This window comes from Polaromonas sp. A23 (assembly GCF_002001015.1).
GTDB lineage: Bacteria > Pseudomonadota > Gammaproteobacteria > Burkholderiales > Burkholderiaceae_C > Polaromonas.
In genome coordinates, this window is the sequence record NZ_MUNO01000001.1 from 17,215 (window position 1) to 38,272 (window position 21,058).

15 protein-coding genes are annotated in these 21,058 nt (G+C 56.6%); 11 read left to right on the plus strand and 4 right to left on the minus strand.

Features of this window, described 5'->3' with window-relative positions:
• Positions 1-35 precede the first annotated feature (35 nt).
• The 3 genes from B0B52_RS00075 to B0B52_RS00085 all read left to right on the plus strand — a co-directional run bounded on the left by B0B52_RS00075 (position 36) and on the right by B0B52_RS00085 (position 4,426).
• Positions 36-827, plus strand: a complete 792-nt coding sequence (locus B0B52_RS00075; RefSeq protein ID WP_077591564.1) for an MBL fold metallo-hydrolase — start codon at positions 36-38, stop codon at positions 825-827.
• A complete protein-coding gene (locus B0B52_RS00080) occupies positions 824-3,229 on the plus strand; it encodes a GspE/PulE family protein (RefSeq protein WP_077591565.1) in 2,406 nt (801 codons plus the stop codon). The genes B0B52_RS00075 and B0B52_RS00080 overlap by 4 nt, the downstream gene beginning before the upstream one ends.
• 270 nt (positions 3,230-3,499) lie before the next feature.
• A complete protein-coding gene (locus B0B52_RS00085) occupies positions 3,500-4,426 on the plus strand; it encodes a class I SAM-dependent methyltransferase (RefSeq protein WP_077591566.1) in 927 nt (308 codons plus the stop codon).
• A gap of 13 nt (positions 4,427-4,439) precedes the next feature.
• Here B0B52_RS00085 and B0B52_RS00090 read toward each other — a convergent pair whose 3' ends face one another.
• On the minus strand, positions 4,440-6,605 hold the full coding sequence (locus B0B52_RS00090) for a glycosyltransferase family 41 protein (RefSeq protein WP_077591567.1): 2,166 nt from the start codon (positions 6,603-6,605) through the stop codon (positions 4,440-4,442).
• 11 nt (positions 6,606-6,616) lie between these two features.
• A complete protein-coding gene (locus tag B0B52_RS00095) occupies positions 6,617-8,989 on the minus strand; it encodes a tetratricopeptide repeat protein (protein WP_254425580.1) in 2,373 nt (790 codons plus the stop codon).
• 3 nt (positions 8,990-8,992) lie between these two features.
• On the opposite strand from B0B52_RS00095, the gene B0B52_RS22625 reads away from it, so the two are divergent.
• The 8 genes from B0B52_RS22625 (at position 8,993) to B0B52_RS00135 (ending at position 17,713) form a co-directional block, all read left to right on the plus strand.
• Positions 8,993-9,538, plus strand: a complete 546-nt coding sequence (locus B0B52_RS22625; RefSeq protein WP_254425581.1) for a hypothetical protein — start codon at positions 8,993-8,995, stop codon at positions 9,536-9,538.
• Between the two features lie 209 nt (positions 9,539-9,747).
• Complete coding sequence (locus B0B52_RS00105) at positions 9,748-10,209, plus strand: pilin (protein ID WP_077591569.1); 462 nt, start codon at positions 9,748-9,750, stop codon at positions 10,207-10,209.
• Between the two features lie 269 nt (positions 10,210-10,478).
• Positions 10,479-12,185, plus strand: a complete 1,707-nt coding sequence (locus tag B0B52_RS00110; RefSeq protein WP_254425582.1) for a pilus assembly protein PilF — start codon at positions 10,479-10,481, stop codon at positions 12,183-12,185.
• A gap of 20 nt (positions 12,186-12,205) precedes the next feature.
• On the plus strand, positions 12,206-13,087 hold the full coding sequence (locus B0B52_RS00115) for a glycosyltransferase family 2 protein (protein ID WP_077591571.1): 882 nt from the start codon (positions 12,206-12,208) through the stop codon (positions 13,085-13,087).
• Between the two features lie 54 nt (positions 13,088-13,141).
• On the plus strand, positions 13,142-14,704 hold the full coding sequence (locus tag B0B52_RS00120; RefSeq protein WP_077591572.1) for a hypothetical protein: 1,563 nt from the start codon (positions 13,142-13,144) through the stop codon (positions 14,702-14,704).
• A gap of 38 nt (positions 14,705-14,742) precedes the next feature.
• Positions 14,743-15,840: a glycosyltransferase family 4 protein gene (locus tag B0B52_RS00125; RefSeq protein ID WP_077591640.1), complete on the plus strand. Its 1,098-nt coding sequence runs from the start codon at positions 14,743-14,745 to the stop codon at positions 15,838-15,840.
• On the plus strand, positions 15,837-16,697 hold the full coding sequence (locus B0B52_RS00130) for an NAD-dependent epimerase/dehydratase family protein (RefSeq protein ID WP_168173449.1): 861 nt from the start codon (positions 15,837-15,839) through the stop codon (positions 16,695-16,697). The genes B0B52_RS00125 and B0B52_RS00130 overlap by 4 nt, the downstream gene beginning before the upstream one ends.
• Complete coding sequence (locus tag B0B52_RS00135; protein ID WP_217349762.1) at positions 16,694-17,713, plus strand: glycosyltransferase family 2 protein; 1,020 nt, start codon at positions 16,694-16,696, stop codon at positions 17,711-17,713. The genes B0B52_RS00130 and B0B52_RS00135 overlap by 4 nt, the downstream gene beginning before the upstream one ends.
• Positions 17,714-17,752: 39 nt before the next feature.
• Here B0B52_RS00135 and B0B52_RS00140 read toward each other — a convergent pair whose 3' ends face one another.
• Entirely contained in the window at positions 17,753-19,978 is a 2,226-nt protein-coding gene (locus B0B52_RS00140) for a glycosyltransferase (RefSeq protein WP_077591575.1), read from the minus strand.
• Between the two features lie 14 nt (positions 19,979-19,992).
• Positions 19,993-20,856 carry a class I SAM-dependent methyltransferase gene (locus tag B0B52_RS00145; protein WP_077591576.1) on the minus strand — a complete coding sequence of 288 codons (864 nt, stop codon included), beginning with the start codon at positions 20,854-20,856 and terminating at the stop codon, positions 19,993-19,995.
• Between the last annotated feature and the right edge of the window lie 202 nt (positions 20,857-21,058).

The window sequence follows — 21,058 nt, forward strand, 5'->3', positions numbered from 1 at the left end:
CCCGGCCCTGACGGGGCATCAAGCCAAAAAAGACCATGAAAGTACGCGTACTCGGCTGCTCCGGAGCCATTGCCAAAGGCTGCCGGACCACGTCTTTTTTGCTTGATCACGACGTGCTGGTTGATGCCGGCACCGGAGTAGGTGATTTGACGCTCGAAGAGATGCGCGGCATTGATCATGTGTTGTTGACCCACTCCCACCTGGACCATGTGGCGGCTCTGCCATTGATGGTGGACGCCATTGCCTCCCAACGGACGGCGCCTATCCAGATTCACGCCTTGCAGGGCACGATTGATGCGCTGAGAGCACATATTTTCAACAACACCATCTGGCCCGATTTCTCAAGAATTCCCACCCCGGAAGCGCCGTTTGTGAGCTTTCACTCCTTGGCTGTTGGGCAAACCTTGTTGCTTGCAGGAAAATACATTGAGGTGTTACCGGCAGTTCATACCGTGCCGGCGGTGGGTTACGCAGTGGCTACCGGTGCGGGTTGCTGGGTGTTCACAGGAGACACCGAACGTAATCCGGCGTTGTGGGCCCGTATCAACCAGCTCAACGTTGCGATGCTGGTGATCGAAACAGCATTCAGCAATCGTGAACGGGATCTTGCCAAGCGCAGCCTGCATTTGTCGCCTCATGCATTGGCCAGCGAGCTTGACTGTATCGACAAAGGAAAAAACTATCCTATTTATATTACCCACACCAAGCCGGCGGAGACGGACCTGATCATGGCCGAAATTCAGCGCTTCGATCAGACAGCGCCATTTGGTCCGAATGTCACGCATGACATACGCTGGTTGCGTGCGGGCCAGGAGTTTGAATTATGAATGCCGTTGCACAGCGAGACCATGAAGACGAGTTTTTTGACTCGCAAATGCTGCCTCCCCAGGAACGGGGTGTGACTTTTGAGGCGTTGTACTTTCGCCAGCTGCAGCTGGTCACCAACCGCATTCATGAAACCGAAAACATTGACCAGATCATGCTGGAGGCAAGCCAGGACATCTGCAAGTTGTTCAATGCCGACAGGTTGACGCTTTATGCGGTCAATGAGGACCGCACTTCCATCATCTCCAAAGTCAAGACCGGTTTGAATACCAGCCGCGACCTGAAGCTTCCCATCAGCGCCCAAAGCATTGCAGGCTATGTGGCGATGTCAAAACAGATGCTCAATATCGCTGACGTCTACGACGACGAGGCGCTCAAGAAAATTCATCCCGGCCTGAGCTTTCTGCAGGAAGTTGACAAACGCTCTGGTTATCGGACCAAACAGATGCTGGTCGCCCCTGTGATGGACGGCAGCACTCTTTATGGCGTTCTGCAGGTCATCAACAATCGTAGCGATCAGCCGTTTGCCAAGCTGGAGGAGGATGGCGCCCAGCAGTTGTGCCAGACCCTGGGGATTGCTATCCGGCAGCGGATGCAAAGGGCCGAAGACGGCCTGCGACGCAGGGCAACCAAATATGACGGCCTGGTGGCAGAAGGCGTGCTGACTCAGGCCGAGTTGGAGCAATGCATCCAGAAAGCGCGCGAAGAAGGTCAATCGGTAGAGCACCTTCTCATGGCCGACTACCGTATCCGCCCGGCGCAGATGGGTGCGTCCTTAAGTAAGTTTTTTGGCGTTCCGTACGAAGCGTTCAACGCGGGTCGCATACGCTCTGAAATGTTGCATGGGTCGCTAAAGAGGCATTTTGTCGAACAACAAAGCTGGATGCCACTGGAAGAAACGCCCGAAGGCTTGGTCATCATGTGTGTTGACCCGGAGGCCATACGAGGCGCCAGGGTTGTTCCGCAAGTGTTCCCGAAAATCAGCAAATTTGCCTACTGCGTGACCACGCAGACCGAATTTGAAGAAACCCTGAATCAGCTTTTTGGTGTGGGCAACGAAGGTGGTTCCATTGACCAGCTGCTGGCTGACATGGATTCACCGCTCGAAAATGACGCCAATGATGATTCCAGCCTGGAGTCCGCCGCGGCCGACAATGAGCTGGTCAAGTTTGTCAACAAGGTGATCATTGACGCCTACAAACAGAAGGCGTCAGACATACACATAGAACCCATGCCGGGCAAAGCCAAAACCGGCATACGCTTTCGCATTGACGGTACCTTGCTGCCCTACATCGAAGTTCCTGCCCAGTTCCGGCAGGCGATGGTGACACGGCTCAAGATCATGTGCGATCTGGATATTTCCGAAAAGCGCAAGCCGCAGGACGGAAAAATTAAGTTCAAAAAATATGGGCCGCTGGACATTGAACTGCGTGTTGCGACCATCCCTTCGGCGGGTGGGGTCGAGGATGTCGTGATGCGGATTCTCGCGGCAGGCGAGCCTATCCCGCTCGAAAAGCTGGGTTTGACGGCGCACAACAAGGAGCGGCTGGAAAAAACCGTTTCCAAGCCCTACGGACTCTTTTATGTCTGTGGTCCGACGGGTTCGGGCAAGACCACCACCTTGCACTCCATCCTGAAGTTCCTGAACACGCCGGATACCAAGATCTGGACCGCAGAAGATCCCGTGGAGATTACGCAAAAAGGTCTGCGTCAGGTTCAGATCAACAAAAAGGCGGGCATCGACTTTGCGTTGGTCATGCGCGCCTTTCTGCGCGCCGATCCCGACATCATCATGGTCGGCGAATCGCGGGACAAGGAAACCGTTTCGATGGGTGTGGAAGCCTCGCTGACAGGTCATATGGTGTTTTCGACGTTGCATACCAACTCGGCACCAGAATCCATCACGCGCCTGCTCGACATGGGGATGGATCCGTTTAATTTTGCTGACGCCTTGCTGGGCATCCTTGCCCAGCGCTTGGCCAAAAAATTATGCGATTGCAAGCAGGCCTACCTGCCGGCGGCGCAGGAGGTCAAGGACTTCATCAAGGAGTATTCTGAGGAACTGCGGGGTACGGATGCCTGGAAGACAGATCCTGGCGGTGAGGCGCAGAAGCTGCTGGACGATTGGGTAGAACGGTACGGCAAAGATGGCCAACTCACCATGTACCGAGCAGTAGGATGCGACAAATGCAACCAGACCGGCTATAAAGGCCGTATCGGTTTGCATGAATTGATGATTGCCGACGATGCGGCCAAAAAGCTGATCCAGGAGCGGGCAAGAGTTGCTGAGCTGTTTTCTTCAGCGGTTAACAGTGGCATGCATACACTCAAGATGGATGGCATGGAAAAGGTTTTGATGGGACTGACCGATTTGAAAATGGTCCGGTCGGTGTGCATCAAGTGACGAGAATGGCAAAACGCTATTTCTGCCAAACGCTGGCAGCACCTCAACTACCATCACTTTGAGCTGTTGAAACCCTGATGAGGTCAGTTACGGTTTCCTTCAGTCGGCTCACAGTCCAATGATGAGCGATAGCATTCCTACGGGCATTCCGTGCATCGGGGTGCTCATATTCCCAACCATAATGCGTACGAACCTGGGTTGCTCCGATGGCTGGTAGTTGCTGGGACTGTTTGTTGTTTGAAGAGCAGAAAGATTTATCAGGAGAGAGCTTTGTCCATACTGTCGAATGTGCTTAAAGATTTGTTTTTTGGCAAAAACCGCCCCAATACCTTGCTTCAGAATTCTGAACAAAATTTGTTAGCGGAACTATTGGAACTCGGTCATGCCAAATTGAAATCGAAAGACATTGCGGCCGCCGAAAAACTCTGCGCTGATGCCTTGGCACGCTTCCCGGAAGATGCGGAAGCGCACCACCTGCTGTCGGAAATTGAGTTTGGCAAATGCATTGCTGCGGTGGAGAAACGATTTCCTGGGCCCACGTATCTCGACTGGCTTATATGGTTTCATGCTACGTTAAAACCAGCCTCATACTTGGAAATTGGTGTCGAGTCCGGACAATCGCTTCAGTTCGCCCGTTCGCCAACGCGTGCGGTTGGAGTCGACCCGGCGCTTCAGATAGTCCACCCACAGGAAGCCTGGGTCAAGCTTTATCAACTTCCCAGCGATGACTTCTTTGCAAACCATGACCTTCGGCAAGTGCTGGATGCCAAAAGCGCCAACCTGGCCTTCATCGACGGGCTGCATACCTTCGATCAAGCGCTAAAAGATTTCATGAATATCGAGAAGTTTTCGGATGCCGAAACGGTCGTGTTGTTTCATGACATTTTTCCTGTCGTTCCGGAAACCGCACGAAGGGATCGGAACACGAGATTCTGGGTTGGTGACACCTGGAAGGTGATGCTGATTCTTCAAAAATTCAGACCGGATCTCAAAATATTCACGATCCCGACATACCCGAGTGGTTTGGGCGTGATCACGGGTCTGAATCCGGATTCGAATGCGCTCTGGAATGACTTTGAACTCATCTGCAGCCAGGCAATGGAATTCGAACTGGACACCTTTCAGCCCAGGATCGATGACCATTTGAACCTGGTTGAGAATGACTACGCAGCCGTCTTACGTCTGATCGGTCGATAGGCCAACCACAGCGTCAGGAGCCCGGGCCACGCTGCTCCGCGCACCATTCCTGCCAAATGCCGCGCAGGCCGGACTCGAAGTGCTCCGCAAAGCGCGGGGCGTCAAAGACCGGCGAAGATAGCACCTGTTCTCGCAATCCGGCGCGCAGCAAGGCCAGGCGGGGCAAATCCGTGGCGTGCGATACCGCGCGTTTCAGGTAGTTATCGGTATCATCGGCAATCCAGTCGGGCAATCCGGCGTTCATCAGCAAGCCAACTCCCTGCCGCGACAGAAAACTTTTTCCCGCCAGCGTCAACACTGGGACACCCATCCACAAGGCTTCGGCCGTCGTGGTGCCCCCTGTGTAGGGAAAAGGATCGAGGGCGAGATCCACCTGCTGATAGGTCGCAAGGTAGTCGGCGCGGGGGACGGATCCTTGCATATTCAGTCGTCCCGCATCAATGCCGACCGCGGCGAAACGGTCAACCACCGTTCGCTGTAGAGCGTCCTCGTTGAGCTGGGGTGCCATGAGGTGCAGACGACTGCCAGGGACGGCGTGAAGTATCCGAGCCCACAAGGTCACAACATCGTCGTTCATCTTGGCCAAGTTGTTGAAGCAGGCGAAAGTGAAGTAGCCATTGCTGGGCGCCGGAAGGGGACCGACATCCAGATCCAGTGTCGGTGCGGTGAAGCAAAGCCGGGTCTCCGGCAATCGCAGGATCCTTTCGGTGAAGTTTTTCTCTTCGCTTTCAGGAAGCGTCCACGGATCGGCAATGAGGTAGTCGATAGCCGCCACTCCGGTGGTTGCGAAATAGCCCAACCAGCTAACTTGCACCGGGGCCAATCTCCATGCAAAGAGAGGCAAGCGGTTCATTCCGGTGTGTCCGGAAAGGTCAATGAGGATATCTATCCCGTCATCGCGGATTCGCTGGGCCAGCAATGGATCGGGCTCATCAACCACTGCATGCCATCCATGAAGATGACGCTTGATCCGCTCAGTCACCTCGTCACAAGTCGGGGAGTTGGAGTACGCGTAGAGTTCCAGCCGGCCGTGTGCTTGGGTGGACAGCGCGGCCAGCACACCTTCAATGAAGAAGCCAACCGGGTGCGAGCGCAAATCCGCTGATACAAAGCCTACCCGCAGACACCTCTCAGCATCTGCAGAGTTCTGCAAAGCGACCGGTGGCGGGGCGAGTCGCGCAACACTCTCACCAAATCGGCGAGCCTCAGTGAGCAATTCGTCAGCCGACTGGTCGGCCAGAAAATTATGGACCAGCAAAAGATTGCTATGTGCGCAAGAAAAATCAGGATTTATAGTCAGTGCGCTGCGGTAACTTGCAAGTGCCTCATCCAGGTGAGAAAAGTCTTTGAAAACATTTCCTAGGTTGTTATGCGCTTCCGCATTACCAGGATCGATCGCCAGTACTTGGCGATAACATGACATCGCATCGCCGACCAAGCGTAACCCCATTAATGCGTTGCCGAGATTGCCGAGTGCCGGTACAAAATCCGGTTCAAGTTGCACGGCACGACGGAAGCAGTCAACAGCCTCGCGCAGATGCCCGAGGTCACTCAGGATCAGCCCCAAGTTGTTGAGTAGCTCAACATTCTTGGGGTCAAACTCCAGCATGCGACGGTAGCAGGCTGCGACTTCATCAAGTCGGTTCAGTCGTAGCAGGACATTGACCAGCTTGTGATGAGCTTCGACGTAATCAGCCTGGATCGCGAGAGCACGGCGATAACTCGCAATTGCCGCCTCATGCTGTCCAAGCTCATCCAATGCCGCTCCCAGAGCCATCTCTGCCACTGCGAAATCCGGCTTCAGTGTGAGCGCCTGTCGATAGGCGGACACGGCAGCCTCATGGCGATCCAGTCTTACATAGGCCGCCCCCATGTTGAAGTGTGCGCCCGCGGAATCCGGTTTATATTGAACGGCCCTGGCGAAGGCGTCCAGCGCATTTTGCGCGTCGCCGCGGTCGAGCAGGATGTTGCCGCGATTGAAGTGTGCGCGCGCCAATTCAGGCATCAGGCGAACCGCCGATTCGTAGCACTGCAAGGCTTTTTCCATCTGTCCTTGCTGCTGAAGTTCCATGCCTTGTTCAAGCAATTGCTCAGCGGATTGTCCGGAGTTCAACATTTCATGTGCGTCGTCTCCGCCGGCAGGACGTCCGGATCTCACAAATAGATCAAATAGCCCCATCTCTTACCTCCTCAATGTGCCGCTGTGTGTCCGACATTCTGCTTACACCAAACCCGCCACATGCCGCGCAGGGCAGTTGCAAACTGCACTGCAAAGCGTTGCGCATCGAAGATAGGCGAGGCAAGCACCTGTAGACGCAAACCAGCCCGCAGCCTAGCCAGGCGTTGCAAATCGCTGGCATGCGACACAGCGCGGGCGAGATAGTCATCAGCGTCCGTCGCGATCCAGTCGGGCAATCCGGCGTTCATCAACAGGCCAACGCCCTGACGCGACAAAAACTGTTCACCCGCCAGTGTCAGCACGGGTACGCCCATCCACAAGGCCTCCACTGTCGTCGTGCCACCGGGGTAAGGAAAAGGATCCAGGGCGATATCTACCCGTTGGTACGTTGCCAGATAGCTCTCGCGCAGAACATAGTCTTCCAGAATCAGCCGTCCGGCTTCAATACCATGTTCGGAGAAGCGAGCCACGACCTCATGCTGTTCCGAAGCCTCCTTGAATTGTCGGGCCTTGAGGAAAAGCCGGCTACCCGGCACCTCCTTCAAGATGCGGGCCCACAGCGCAACGACTGCATTGTTCATCTTGGTCAGGTTATTGAAGCAGCCGAAGGTGACGTAGCCATTCGAGAGCGCCGGAAGAGGCGAGACAGTAACGTCCGCATCCGGCGGAGTAAAGCAAAGTCTTGTCTCCGGCAGGCGCCAGATCTTCTCCGTAAAACTGCGTTCTTCGCTGGCTGGCAAGGTCCACGGGTCTGCAATGAGGTAGTCAATGGCAGCCACCCCGGTAGTCGCAAAATAACCTAGCCAGGACACTTGCACTGGAGCAGGTTTCCACGCAAAAACCGGTAAGCGGTTGTGTGCAGTATGTCCGGAGAGATCCATCAGGATATCAATCCGGTCGTCGTGAATTTTCTGGGCCAGATCCTCATCGGAAAGTCCTGCCGCCGGGTGCCACCCGGTACAGGCCGCTTTGATTCTTTGGCTGATCGTGTCGTCACACGCGCGTGTTGGGTAGGCAAACAATTGCAGTGGCAGAGCTGACGATGCCAAGGCCGCCAGGATTCCTTCCAAAAAATAGCCGACCGGATGGTCACAAAAATCCCCCGACACCAGGCCCACGCGCAGGCTTCGGCTTGGGTCGGGCGTGTTTTCCCAGGACAGCTTTGGGCGCGCGTGGCGGGCAACCATATCTCCATAGCGTTCGGCTTCAGACCGCAGATCAAGGGGGGATTGGTCTGCCAGATAGTTGTGCATGAAAAGCAGGCTGTTGTATGCCTCGCAAAAGTCAGGGTTGATTTCCAGCGCACGGCGCGTACTTTTGAGTGCGCTTTCAAGCTGGCCAAGATCCTGTAAAACAATTCCCAGATTGCTGTGGGCATTCGCATAGTCGGGCTTCAGTTTCACTGCCTGCTGATGACTTGCCACTGCATCGTCAAATCGCCCAAGCGTGTGAAAGACAGAACCCATGCCAGTGAGCGATTCAGCGAAATTGGGGTTGATCTCAAGCGCACGACGATAACTTGCCAGCGCAAGATCGGGCTGTTCCATCGTGGCTAAAACGTTCCCGAGGTTGTGATGGGCCTCGAGGAAATCCGGTCTGATCTTCAAGGCCTGGCGATAACTCTCGACGGCAGCTTCCAGCTGCCCAAGAGTGCGCAACGTGGCCCCGAGATTGTTGTGCGCCAAAGCATCTTGCGGGTTGAGCTTCAGTGCCTGGCGAAAACTGGTCGCTGCCGCCTGGAATTGTTTCTGATCTTTCTGAACGGCTCCCAGCTGGTTGAGTAGCTCAACATTGGTGGGGTCAAATGCCAGCATGCGACGGTAGCAGTCCGAGGCCTCATCGAGGCGGCCGAGACTTTTCAGGATACCGACCAGCTTGTGATGAGCTTGGGCGTAGTCGGGCTGGACCGCGAGAGCGCGACGATAACTCGCAGCTGCCGCCTCCTGCTGTTCAAGTTCTTCCAGTGCCGCCCCCAAGGCCATCTCCGCCTCTGCGAAATCCGGCTTCAGGGTGAGCGCCTGTTGATAGGCGGACACAGCCGCCTCATGGCGGTCCAGACGGGCATAGGCAGCACCGATATTGAAATGGGCACCCGCCGAATCGGGTTTGTATTGGACGGCCTTGGACAAGGCGTCCAGCGCATTTTGCGCATCCCCGCGGTCCAGCAAAATGGTGCCCCGATTGAAGTGAGCGCGTGCCAGTTCAGGCATCAGGCCAATCGCCGACTCGTAGCACCGCAGGGCGTCCTCCACCTGTCCTTGCTGCTCAAATTGCATGCCTTGCTCAAGCAATTGTTCGGCACTTGGATTAGGCTCCGGTGCCTTGTGCGTGCCGCCCCCGGCTGCAGGAAATCCGGCCTTCGCAAATCGATCAAATAAACCCATCTCTTGCCTCTTCAATTTGATGCCATGCCAGCCGGTGTGTCCATTGATTCTCCGGAAAGATGCCTGTCCGGCCGAACTCCTGAATGTAGTCCTCGTCGCCGTCGGATTAGCGGAAACAACCGAAGGCCGGGGAAATCGGCTTTTCGGAGTGATAGAAACGAGAAGATTTTTAGCCTACCCTTTGGCCTGATAGCTTGTTGTGCCTGGGTTTTTATAATGCCACAATCGCGTAAAACACTTGGGGGTCACATGATATTGAGTTGGTTTGACGCTGCAGAGGCGAAAAAATTTGGAGACTCTCTGGCGAAGTTTTTCCTGGAAAGAGTTCCCAAGGCGTCGCAAAAAGGCGATAAGGAATTCGCCAAGAAAGTCGACCATGTCCTGGAAAAAATGGTGGTGCAGATTGTCCAGTTCAAACAGCAACAAAAATTAAACACCTATAAAAAAGCGCAGCTGGGAAACGTATTCAAATGGGCGCTTCTGGATGCGGGCATTGATACCGACTACGCCGATGAGATGACGACATGGCTGATGCAGAAAATTGGCTAGGACGCAGTGTCGGCGGGTGGCAGGCAGAAATGACGTGACAAAAATGTCACCACAAGCTCGGGGACTGACAGAAACCGCCACTCGCGATTCAATTTTGCACCTGTTTATTGACCCAAAATGGCCGTTTGAGGCTTTTGGGGACTTGGCACGAAAACTGCGGAGCTTCGGGGCATCTCTGGTTTATTTGTAATTTATTTAAGGAGCTTTTTATGAAGCGTTCTCTGCAAAAGGGTTTTACCCTGATCGAATTGATGATCGTGGTTGCGATTATCGGTATTCTGGCCGCTGTGGCTTTGCCGGCATATCAGGACTACATGGTTCGCGCCAAGGTTTCTGAGGTTGTGTTGGCTGCATCTTCGGGTCGCACGGCCGTATCTGAGACCTTCTCTCAGAAAGGCCGGATGGACTTAAACCAAAATTCCATGGGTGTGCAATCTCAAACTTCACGCTATGTCGCTTCTGTGGCCTATACGGGCACCAGCACCACGATCGGTGATATTGTTGTCACGGCTTCGACTGATACGGGGCTGGCTGGCGCTGCAAGCAAGACCATGATCTTGCGTGGCAGTGGCAATACGTCAACGGGTACGGTTGCCTGGCTTTGCGGTACCGATGGTACGGCCAATGCCATTCCCAAGAAATACCTGCCTAGCTCGTGCAAAGACTTCTGATCGCTTGATGGGATAAAAAGCCCCTTGGCCATGCCAAGGGGCTTTTTTCTTTCTTGCGCATGACGCGAATCCGATACCTCATCCTGGTCACGGCAGTCTTGGCTGCCATGATCCTTGTCGCCCTCTACTGGTCGGGTTTGCAGGGCAGCTTTTTTTTTGATGACGGGCCCAGCATTCTCCTGGCCGAAGGTGTGCGCCTTGAGACGTTGTCTCCAGAGCCCCTCCACCAGGCCTGGGTCAGCGGCGGTGCCGGCCCCTCAGGCAGGCCAGTGGCCCAACTGAGTTTTGCTTTCAACCACTATTTCAGCGGCTTCGACCCCTTCGCTTTCAAGGCGACCAACCTTGCCATCCACTTTGCCTGTGGGTTGCTGGTATTTGCGCTCACGCGACGCCTGCTGGGCTCGGTCAGGCCGCCGGCAAAACAAGCCAATCTCCTGATCGCGTCCGGCGCCGTGACTGCGCTGTGGCTGCTGCATCCGATCCAGCTGCTTCCGGTTCTGCATGTTGTGCAGCGGATGACGAGTCTGTCGGCTTTTTTTCTTCTCGCTGCGCTGCTGCTGCACATTCATGGACGTGAAAACACGAGCTGGAGGGGAGTCGCGTGGCTCCTGTTGGCATGGGGGCTCTTTTGGCCGCTTTCTTTGCTGAGCAAGGAAACTGGTGGCTTGTTTCCCGTGTTTGTGCTCGCTTGGGAACTGACGGTACGCAGGAGCTTCTCAGGCAAGCTGGACCGCTTTGCGCGTGGCTTGACGGCCCTGGTGGGTCTGTTCCTGGTGGCAGGGCTGGCGTATGCACTATCCCCGCGCGCGCAATGGTTGTGGGCCGGTTACCTGCTGCGACCGTTTTCGCTGATGGAACGTTTGCTGACGGAGGGACGGGTACTCTGGTTCTATCTCGATCTGATCGTTGCCCCGGACATTGAGGCGTTGGGCCTGTACCACGACGATTTCGTGGTTTCCAGAGGCCTGTTCTCTCCGTGGACCACACTTCCCGCGCTGCTGGGTCTCGTCGGCTTGATCCTGCTTGCATGGCGGACGCGAAGAAGTGCGCCCCTCGTCGCCTTCGGCGTCTCCTGGTTCCTGATTGGGCACGCACTGGAGTCCACCGCGTTGCCGCTTGAACTCGTGCACGAGCACCGCAATTACCTTCCCGTCTTCGGCCTCCTGCTGGCGGCCGGGTGGTTGTTCATGCGCGCCCTGGAAGGCAAGGGGCCGCGCAAGACGATTGGCGTCACGCTCATGGCTGCGGCGCTGGGATATTGCTCGCTCGTCACTGCGCTGCGCGCGCATCAGTTCGGCGAGGAAGTGCGACGTACCCAGATCGAAGCACAGCATCACCGAACATCGGCTCGGGCCCAGCACGAGGCGGGGCTCACCCTGGCCGGGCTGCCGGGTGCGGCTTCGCGGAATTCACCGACCTACGCTTTCGCTCGCACGCATTACGAAATGGCCGGCGAACTTGACCCGAATCTCAAGATGAACTGGCTCGGGCTGATCCACCTGAACTGCCAGGCAGGTTTACCCGCAAAACAGGCGGACATCGATGAGTTGTCACGCCGCTTGCGAGAGACGCCCTTTGCACCGGGCGACACCGGCGTCCTGTACAACCTGAAGGAGATGTCGATTGCCGGCTCAGTGTGCCTGAGCCGGCCGGAAACGGATGCTGTGTTTGCCGCGGCGCTTGCTAACCCCGGGGTATCGCCCGGGATCCAGGCGATTTTGCACTCCTGGCATGCCGATTATCTGTGGCTGCATGAGCACGACGTCGTCGCAGCACGAAGCGCGCTGGGGCAATCACTGGCACTGAATCCCTCCAATCAGAGCAATCGCCTCAAATGGGCCCAACTGCTCATGATCTCCGGAGAACGTGTACAGGCACGGCAACTGCTCCAGGCGTTGAGCAATGGATATTTTTCTGCCGACGAGCGAAAGACGTTGGATGAGCTGCTCGCTACGCTTAACATGACGGCACATTGACGCCAACCGATCGCCTGCCAATGCCCCACATCGCCCGCCTTTCCATTGTCCTCCCGGCCAGAAACGAAGCGGCCGGATTGCGAGCCATCCTTCCCCGCATCCTGGCCCTGATGCCCGATGCGGAGGTGCTTGTGGTCGACGACGGATCTACCGATGACACCCCCGCAGCATGCGCCGAGCACCGGGTCAAACATCTGCGGCACCACTATCCCAAAGGCAATGGCGCAGCCATCAAGACTGGCGCCCGGGCTGCGCTCGGAGAGGTGATTGTTTTCATGGATGCCGACGGCCAGCATCGACCGGAAGACATTCCCGGCCTGCTCGATGAGTTCAACAAGGGCTATGACATGGTTGTGGGTGCGCGGCAGGCTGGCTCCCAAGCCGGCCTGCATCGTGCCGCCGCCAACGACATCTTCAGTCGCTTCGCCAGCTGGATGGTGATGCAGCCGATCGCCGACCTCACCTCGGGATTCAGGGTCGTCCGTGCAGCCCGGTTCCGCCAGTTCCTGTATCTCTTGCCCAATGGCTTCTCGTATCCGACGACGATCACCATGAGCTTTTTCCGCGCCGGCTATGGCGTGGCCTATGTTTCCATCCATTCGCCGCGCAGGGCTAGCGGCACCAGCCATATCCACCCGTTGCGAGACGGCCTGCGTTTCCTGCTGATCATCATCAAGATAGGCACGCTTTTTTCACCGCAGAAGCTTTTTCTGCCAGTCAGCGCGGGTTTCTTCCTGACGGGTCTTGCCTACTACCTGTACACCTACCTGACGGCCGGCCGCTTTACCAACATGAGTGCCCTGCTGTTCATCTCTGCGGTCTTCACCTTTCTGATCGGTATCGTTTCCGAGCAAATCTCCGCCTTGCACTACAAGAATATTGATACCAGCGACCACGAGTAGTGTGACCGCAATCCAAGAGGCTTCGCACCGTTCGCCTGTTCCGGAAAACCTGTCTTGACCATGATCTTGAACCCCACACGTTCCCCTGTGTCGCGCAACATGAGGAATGTTGCTTGGGCCGTGATCGCAGTGGTCATGGTGTTGGGTTTGATGCATTACGCCACCGGTGGGCGAGTGGCATACACGATGGATTCCTTGACCTACCGGGATGCCGCCCTTCATTTTGTTGCTGGTCACCCGATGCAGGCAAGCAACGTGATGGCGCAGACACCGGAACTGCAGCCTTTGCTGAACTGGCCGCCCGCTTATCCGGCCCTGTGGGCCTTCGGTCTGAGCCTGCAAGGTGGCCTTGTCGACGAGGTGCCATCGCTGCTCAATCCAGTGCTCCTGGTGATCACGACCTGTGCCATTTTCTGGATTTGCTTGAGGGTCACCGGCAGTCCTGTGATTGCCGCTGTCATGGCAACCGTGAATGCGTTCACGCCGACAAACATGATTGTCTACGGCCATGCATGGAGCGAGACCCTGTTCATTCCCGTGCTGTTGCTGGCTTACGCTGCCTTCTGGAAATACCGGATATCTGGAGGAAAATTCCTCTGGCTGGCGGTCGCAGCCGTCCTCGTTGGTAGCAGCAACTGGGTTCGTTACGCCGGCGTGGTTTTTTTGCCCATCTTGGGGTTTTCGGTTCTTGCGGCGTCAAGTTCGGCCCTGGGCAGGCGGATGTGGCATGCTGCCGGCGCGATGTTGGTGGGTGCTGCGATAGCCTTTCCCTTGTGGCTTCGCAACTGGCAACTGGCCGGAAACATTTCTGGATCAATTCGCGGGGGAGTGCCAAAGGTTGATCGATGGCTTGAAGACCTGGCGATCATCGTTGATTTGTTCGAGCATTGTTTTTTCGCTTTCAGCATGGTGCTGAGGGCAAACCTGGAAATCCCGATACTCATTGCGGCCTCCTTTGTGGTTTACAAAGCGTTTCGCCGCAGCGGTGTGCAATGGCTTCGTCCCCCCGAAGTCTGGTTGCCGATGGTCTGGCTGGCGGGGTATCTGCTCTTTCTGCTTTACGCCAGGAGAATCCAGACCACGGTCGATCTGGACCTTCGCATGGTAGCCATCGCCGTTCCCTTTCTTCTTCTTGCCATGACGCCCTTCGTGAATGCCGCATTCTCGGATCGCGCCCTGGATACCCGCAAGATACTGGCCGTCTTGCTGCTGGGCTTGCTGGTGTATGCCGGCATGGACCAGGCATACAGGACCCGCGAAAACTATGCGGCCGACGGGATACCCCGCTGGCGGTCCGCGTTTGGCCTCGGATACAGGGAATTGCGCGATACCTCTCCGACCAGCCGTGCGATCAAGGAAAGCATAGGCCCCACCGACGTATCGACAGTCATACTGACCGACTATCGCGCGCTCTATATCCGATACTTGACGGGTGCGAAAGCCTATTCCCCCGTAGGCAATGACTGTAAACAATGGGCGAACATCACGGCCGGTGGCATCCTTTTCGTGGATAGTGTGGAGTTGCCGCCCTGGGCGGCTGACTGTTTAAAAGAAAAGTCACAATGGCGCTTGCTGCGACCTGCCGGAAAAGCCGCACCGTCCATGTATGTTGACTGATGCTCATTGATCCAGAAAGTAAGCGTTTGAACATCCTGATGAGCAGCACCTCCTACCCGACAAGCCCTCAGGACTGGCGTGGCCGTTTTATTGCCGATCAGGCCGCTGCGCTGGCAAGGTGTAGCGATGTCCGTCTTTCGCTCTGGGCGCCGCCGGGGGAGTTGCCTGCCGATGTGGCTGCTGCGACGACACCAGCTGATGCACTTTGGCTGGAGGCTTTGTCGCAACAAGGCGGCATCGCGCATCTGCTGCGTACCCGGCGAGCACTGGCAGCAGGGAGCATTCTGACTTTGCTGGTGCGAATGGGGCGTGCCTACCGGCGCACGCCTGCCGATGTCGTCCATGTCAACTGGCTTCAAAATGCCTTGCCCTTGTGGGGCACCACGACGCCGGCGCTGATAACGGTGCTGGGCAGCGATTTTGGCCTGTTGCGCCTGCCCGGCATGAAGGCCTTGTTACGCGCCGTGCTGCGGCAACGTCGTGCGATCCTCGCCCCTAATGCCGACTGGATGCGGCCCGCCCTGGAGCGGGCTTTTGGTGACCTGGCCGAAATCCGTCCGATTGCGTTCGGCGTGGACGCATCCTGGTTCGAAGTCGCGCGTCATCCGCCGCCGGACAAGACGCGTCATTGGTTGGCAATCACGCGGTTGACCAAAAACAAGATTGGCGATCTGTTCAGCTGGGGCGATGGAGTGTTCGGTCAGGAGCGGCAGCTGCATCTGTTTGGCCCGATGCAGGAGCAGCTTGTTCTGCCCTCCTGGGTGCACTACCACGGGCCAACGCATCCAGCCGAGTTGCAGCAGCAGTGGTTTCCCCGGGCCTGTGGTTTGATTACCCTCAGCCGCCACGACGAAGGGCGCCCGCAAGTCATGCTGGAGGCCATGGCTGCAGGCCTGCCGGTGATCGCCTCTGATCTGCCCGCCCACCGGAATCTGCTGCAACACCAGAAAACGGGTTGGCTTGCGACCTCGCCCAGCGAATTGGGTCAGGGCCTGAATTGGCTCGAAGAGCTCACGAAAAATCAGCAAGTTGGCCAAGCTGCACGTCAATGGGCTAAAGAAGCGGTGGGCTCGTGGGACGACTGTGCTGTCCGCTACGCCGATGCCTACAAAAGCCTGCTGGAGGCCAAACTGTGAGCCGCGGCGGCGTATTGTTGCTGGGCGGTGGTGGCTTCATTGGCAGTGCGCTGGCCACGCGCCTGCATCAGGAAAAAATACCAGTTCATGTTGTTGGCCGTCATGACGGCGAGTTGCTCGCCCGTTTGCTGCCTCAATGCGGCACAGTGGTTCATTTGGCCTCTGGTACCACGCCAGGATCATCTGCTGTCCACCCTGGCTTGGAGTTGGCCAATCTAGCCTTGACCTTGCGGTTGCTCGAGTTGCTGCAGGCGCAGCCAAAAACCCGTTTGATTTTCTTTTCTTCCGGGGGCACTGTTTACGGAAACCCTGCAGCAGTCCCCGTGGCAGAAGACAGCCCGCTGAACCCGCTCTCCCCTCACGGTGCCGGCAAAGTTGCGCAGGAGGCTTTCTGCCATGCATTCCGTGCCAGAGGCCACGCCGTTACCATTCTTAGACTCTCCAATGCGTACGGGCCGGGGCAGACCATGCGCCACGGCTTCGGCCTGATCCGCACCATGCTCGAAACCGCACGCTTGGGCACCCCGCTGGAAATTTGGGGCGACGGGGAAAATGTGCGAGATTTCATTTACATCGGTGATGTCGTGGAAGCGAGCACGCGATTGATCCAGTTGGCAGATGATTCTGGTACCTATAACCTAGGCAGTGGTATCGGTTACAGCGTGAATCAGGTTAAAGCCATCGTCGAGCAGGTGTGCGGAAAGGCCCTGCAGACCATGTACCGACCAGCAAGAGGCATAGATGTTCGCAGTGTTGTGCTGGATAGTTGTTGCCTGAATGCACGACTGGGTTGGCAACCCGGTGTTGCGCTGGTGGACGGCGTGGCGGGCACTTGGGCATGGCTGCAGCGTACATGACCGTCGTTGCTCCCCTGATTTCTGTCTGCGTTGCCAATTACAACGGCATGGATGTGATCGACGAGTGCTTGCAGTCGGTACTGAAACAGGAAGGGCAAATTTGCGTGGAAATTCTGGTCCATGATGATGCATCAAGCGACGGGTCGGCAATGTACATTCGCGATCACTACCCGGAGGTGAGACTCATTGTCAGTGCGAACAATGTTGGCTTTTGCGTCGCCAACAATCGCATGGCAGCCCAAGCCAAGGGCCAATACCTGCTGCTGCTCAATAACGATGCGGCGCTGTATCCGGATGCCTTGAAAACACTGTTGGAAGAAGCCACTTGCCTAGGTAAACCGTCGATTTTCACTCTACCTCAGTTTGATGCCACCATCGGTTGCATCGTCGACCGCGGCTGCTTGCTGGATCCGTTCTACAACCCGGTACCCAATTTGAATCCGCAGCGACGGGATGTGGCCATGGTGATTGGCGCCTGCTTCTGGATACCGCGAAATATTTGGGAAGAATTGGGCGGTTTTCCAGAGTGGTTCGGCTCGATTGCGGAGGATATGTATCTTTGTTGCCAAGCGCGCTGGGCGGGGTACGCGGTACAGGTGCTTCCCGTGTCGGGCTACCGCCATGTACAGGGAGCGAGCTTTGGCGGCAATAAGCCGCAAGGCCATCGCTTGAACAGTACATTCAGGCGCAGGTATTTGTCAGAGCGCAACAAGCTGCAGGTGATGTTGCTGATGTCACCCGGTATGCGGCTGGCGTGGCTGTTGCCGCTGCATCTGATGCTATGTCTGTTGGAAACTCTGGCGCTGTGCTTGGCGCGCGCCAGCCTCGACTATGGGTTGCAGGTGCAGTGGCCAGCGTGGAAGCATGTATGGAAAATGCGGGCTCAACTGTGCCAAAAACGAAAGAACCTGCAGCAATGCGGGCGCATTACGGCCAGAGACTATGGCCTCGCGTTCACACGATTTCCACGTAAGCTGGCACTGCTCTGGAAATACGGGATACCGCATCTCCGGTAGCGGTGTGCTTCGAAGGGGCGGTGCAGAGTTTGCGACGGCTTATGGGGATGCGATGCGCCTACCTTGCAGGGATTCGGCATAAACCTGCTCGTAACGCTCGGCCATTCGATCCGGATCAAACTTTGCCGCTGCAGCGTCGACACGGTTACGCAGGGCGGCATATCGAGAAAGATCATTGGCTAGCTCAAGCATGTGGTCGCTGAGTACGGCGACGGGAATCGTCCAGTCTGTCAGTGCAAACAACTCACCAGCAAGCCCTTGCGGACCTGCGAGCATGGTGCGTATTTCGCCTATGTCGCTGGCCAGCAAAGGGCGGCCGGAAAACAGGCAATCGATGAGTACAAGCGGAGCGCTTTCACCTCTGAAGCGGGAGGGCAGTAAACCCATATCGGCCATTGCGAAGTAGTCTCGCACGTGGGCCTGAAAACCGACAAAATGCACACAGGTATCCAGCACGTGTTGGGGCCGCAAGCGACTCAACTCGGGGCCTTCGCCGATAAGAAGCAGGTGGATGCGGCGGTGGCTGCGCGTATTCGCCAGCTGGGTGGCTGCGATGGCCTCTTCCCATCCCTTTTCTGGAATAGCGCGAGCCACCATGCAAAACACAAAGTCCGCATCGGAGATGCCCAGCGCGGAACGGCATGTGGGGTGAAACGGGCGGCGCTCCAGCGCATTGTCAATGCGGGTGAACCGATGGCGTGCCTGGAAATCGGGAGTGAAGGCCTGTAGGTTTTTTTCTGCCGTGTAAACAAATGCATCCACTTTGCCGTCGAGCCGACGTAACGTTGTACGTTGTTGTGCGGTGGACATGAGTTCATACATGCCGTGAAGAGAAATGATACGCACAATTTCCGGATACATCGAAAGCAGGTTGTGCATCATCATGTCCACAGATGCGTGATGCGAATGCACTAGCTCTATCCCCATATCGCGCAATGCCCGCCCAATCAAGTACGGCTTGTCCAAGCGCAGGATAGCGATGCCCGGATGTACTTGGGCCTGTATGCCGGGCTCGGTCTCAGCCAGCTGGCAGTCCAGTAGTGTGATGGCATAGCCGCGCGAGTACAGCAAGTTGGCCAGCTGAATGGGGAAAGTTTCGCCCCCACCTGCCGCGAATGCGAACAGCGCCATCAGCACATTCGGCTGACGCCGCGCTCCATGCACCAGAATCGGGGCTAGCGCGAACAGCCCATCAAGCTCATGTTCTGGCGCTAAAGGATGATGTTGCCGCCATTGGCGCAAAAGCTGTGCCCTCAGCGGCTGCAGATCGGCATCTTCCAGTCGGTAAAGCTGCACCATATGCTGGGCCACTAGTGCGTGCTCGCGGTAGTACTCGGGCTGGGCTTGGAAGCTAACGGATGTGTTTCCCTCGTGCTGTCGATAAAAGTTGGTGGCTTTCGGGGTGTACCCCACCAAGCCACCACGCACCAGGTGCAGATAGAGCAACCAGTCGCCACAAGCGCGCAGGGATTGCCATTGTGGATCTTCAAGCAAGCTGCACTGACCAGGATGACGAAACACAGCCGCGCTGACATTTGGAAGAATGTTCTTGCGGCTCCAAGCCAGCTTCACCAAGCTGTGCGCGGCCATGGTGAAGGGGCGCGACCACAGCCCTAACCCCAGATCACCCAAGTACTCCTCGGAACTCCAAATCTCGACAGGTGGCGTGCCGCGTACGAAAGTGGTGCGCGCAAAGGCCAGTCGCACGGCTGGATTGGAAAAACAGCGCAGCACTTCCTGCAGAAAATTGTTGTCGCAGTAGTCATCACTTTCTGCGATCCAAACCAGGTCCCCTGTGGCCAGCTGTAAACCTCGTCTCCACTGCCGGAAAGCGCTCCCCGAATTGCCGGTGTTGAGCACGCAATGCGTAACCTCGGGCCGTTGGGCGTAGCGTTGCAAGATGGCTTGGCTGCCGTCGGTCGATGCATCGTCCAACAGGATGACTTCCAGGTTCGGGTAGCCTTGCGCAAAGATGGAGTCCAGTCGATCAGGCAGGTAAGCTGCGTGGTTGAAGCAAGGCACGATGACTGAAACCTTGGGTGCTCCTCCGGGCCACGGCACCTCTTGACAATGAAACAGATCGCTGGGCGCTATGTCGAGTTCTTGGCGTGGCGGGGGAAGGACATTAAGGAGCCGTGCGCGCAGCAGGACACCACGCCAGCCGTGCCGACGCAGCAAGACCAGCGCACGCCACACGGTACGCCAGAGCGAGCCGTCGTAAAACGAGACCGCCCTAGGCAGGGCACGCAAGAGGCGACGAATCATGGCTATCGAATGGCTCAGGCAGGATCGGAAAAGATCCAGTCGCGCGCGTGATTTGGCGGAAGTGCCTTGCGCGCGACGATAACGAGTCCGTTCTGGCCATAGATGCCATGCCACGGTGAATGCAGGCGCAGCAGCCTTGCTTCGAAGCCTGTGCGCTCGAGCTGACACAGTAGCTCCGGGGCAAAAACGGTATAGGTCAGCACGCCCTCGGGCCGCAGAGGATCATCATGGTACCAAGCCCTTCTGTTGTAGATGATGCTGCCGTCATCTGTTTGCGCGGCCCGGATTTCGTTGGTAAAGCGATGGTGATAGAAGGGCGCTGTAAAGATGTGACACCCTCCGGGCTTAAGGACTCGATACGTTTCCTTGAGCGCAACTTCGAAGAATGGTACATGCTCCAGGACATCACTGCTCAGAATGAAGTCGATGGAATTATCCTCAAAATGAGTGTGCTGCATATCCACGTGCAGAACTTCACCTACCCTTTCTCCGCTGGCATGGCGGGCATCGACAAAGTCGGATGCAATGTAGTGAATTCCTGGATGCTGTTTCAATCTGGTGTGCAGAGCGCGCGTGGTCTCAGCATTCCAGATAACTAGCCCCGCGGGCAGACTGTAGAGGCTGGAGGTCAGCCGTGTCATGGTGCCGTCGCCTTCCACACATGAAAGTAAAGCGGCAGCTATCTGGCGCTGGCGGTTGACGCTTTTGCAACGCACACAGTTCGCATGCTCACGAAAATTGGGATGCTTGACATTGAAGATCGTAAGTCCTCCACAAATATTGCAAAAGCCGGGGACGAGTCGCAAGGTGTGAGCCACGGTATCTATAAATCGCCGGGCAGGTCTTTGTTTGTCGGTCAGTGGCCAGATGGATTGCATGTCGAATTTGGGTGACTGGAGGGGATTGGGGCGACGGAGAATGTTCAGAATAACCTAGATTGAGGTCGGTCCATCACTAACCTCGCCGCTTGGCGCGGCTGAACGGGGTGCGTGCGCCCGGAAAAGTTGTGGAAGGCCACCGTGTCCAGCGTAGACGACGAGACTTGTAGCCTTCCGTTACAGCGATAGTTACGTCGCGCTG

What these genes read in the sequence shown, in the direction of transcription:
- B0B52_RS00075 (WP_077591564.1), top strand. Translation starts at nt 36, where the DNA reads ATGAAAGTACGCGTACTCGGCTGCTCCGGAGCCATTGCCAAAGGCTGC.
- B0B52_RS00080 (WP_077591565.1), top strand. Translation starts at nt 824, where the DNA reads ATGAATGCCGTTGCACAGCGAGACCATGAAGACGAGTTTTTTGACTCG.
- B0B52_RS00090 (WP_077591567.1), bottom strand. Translation starts at nt 6,605, where the DNA reads ATGGGGCTATTTGATCTATTTGTGAGATCCGGACGTCCTGCCGGCGGA.
- B0B52_RS00095 (WP_254425580.1), bottom strand. Translation starts at nt 8,989, where the DNA reads ATGGGTTTATTTGATCGATTTGCGAAGGCCGGATTTCCTGCAGCCGGG.
- B0B52_RS00105 (WP_077591569.1), top strand. Translation starts at nt 9,748, where the DNA reads ATGAAGCGTTCTCTGCAAAAGGGTTTTACCCTGATCGAATTGATGATC.
- B0B52_RS00115 (WP_077591571.1), top strand. Translation starts at nt 12,206, where the DNA reads ATGCCCCACATCGCCCGCCTTTCCATTGTCCTCCCGGCCAGAAACGAA.
- B0B52_RS00125 (WP_077591640.1), top strand. Translation starts at nt 14,743, where the DNA reads ATGAGCAGCACCTCCTACCCGACAAGCCCTCAGGACTGGCGTGGCCGT.
- B0B52_RS00135 (WP_217349762.1), top strand. Translation starts at nt 16,694, where the DNA reads ATGACCGTCGTTGCTCCCCTGATTTCTGTCTGCGTTGCCAATTACAAC.
- B0B52_RS00140 (WP_077591575.1), bottom strand. Translation starts at nt 19,978, where the DNA reads ATGATTCGTCGCCTCTTGCGTGCCCTGCCTAGGGCGGTCTCGTTTTAC.
- B0B52_RS00145 (WP_077591576.1), bottom strand. Translation starts at nt 20,856, where the DNA reads ATGCAATCCATCTGGCCACTGACCGACAAACAAAGACCTGCCCGGCGA.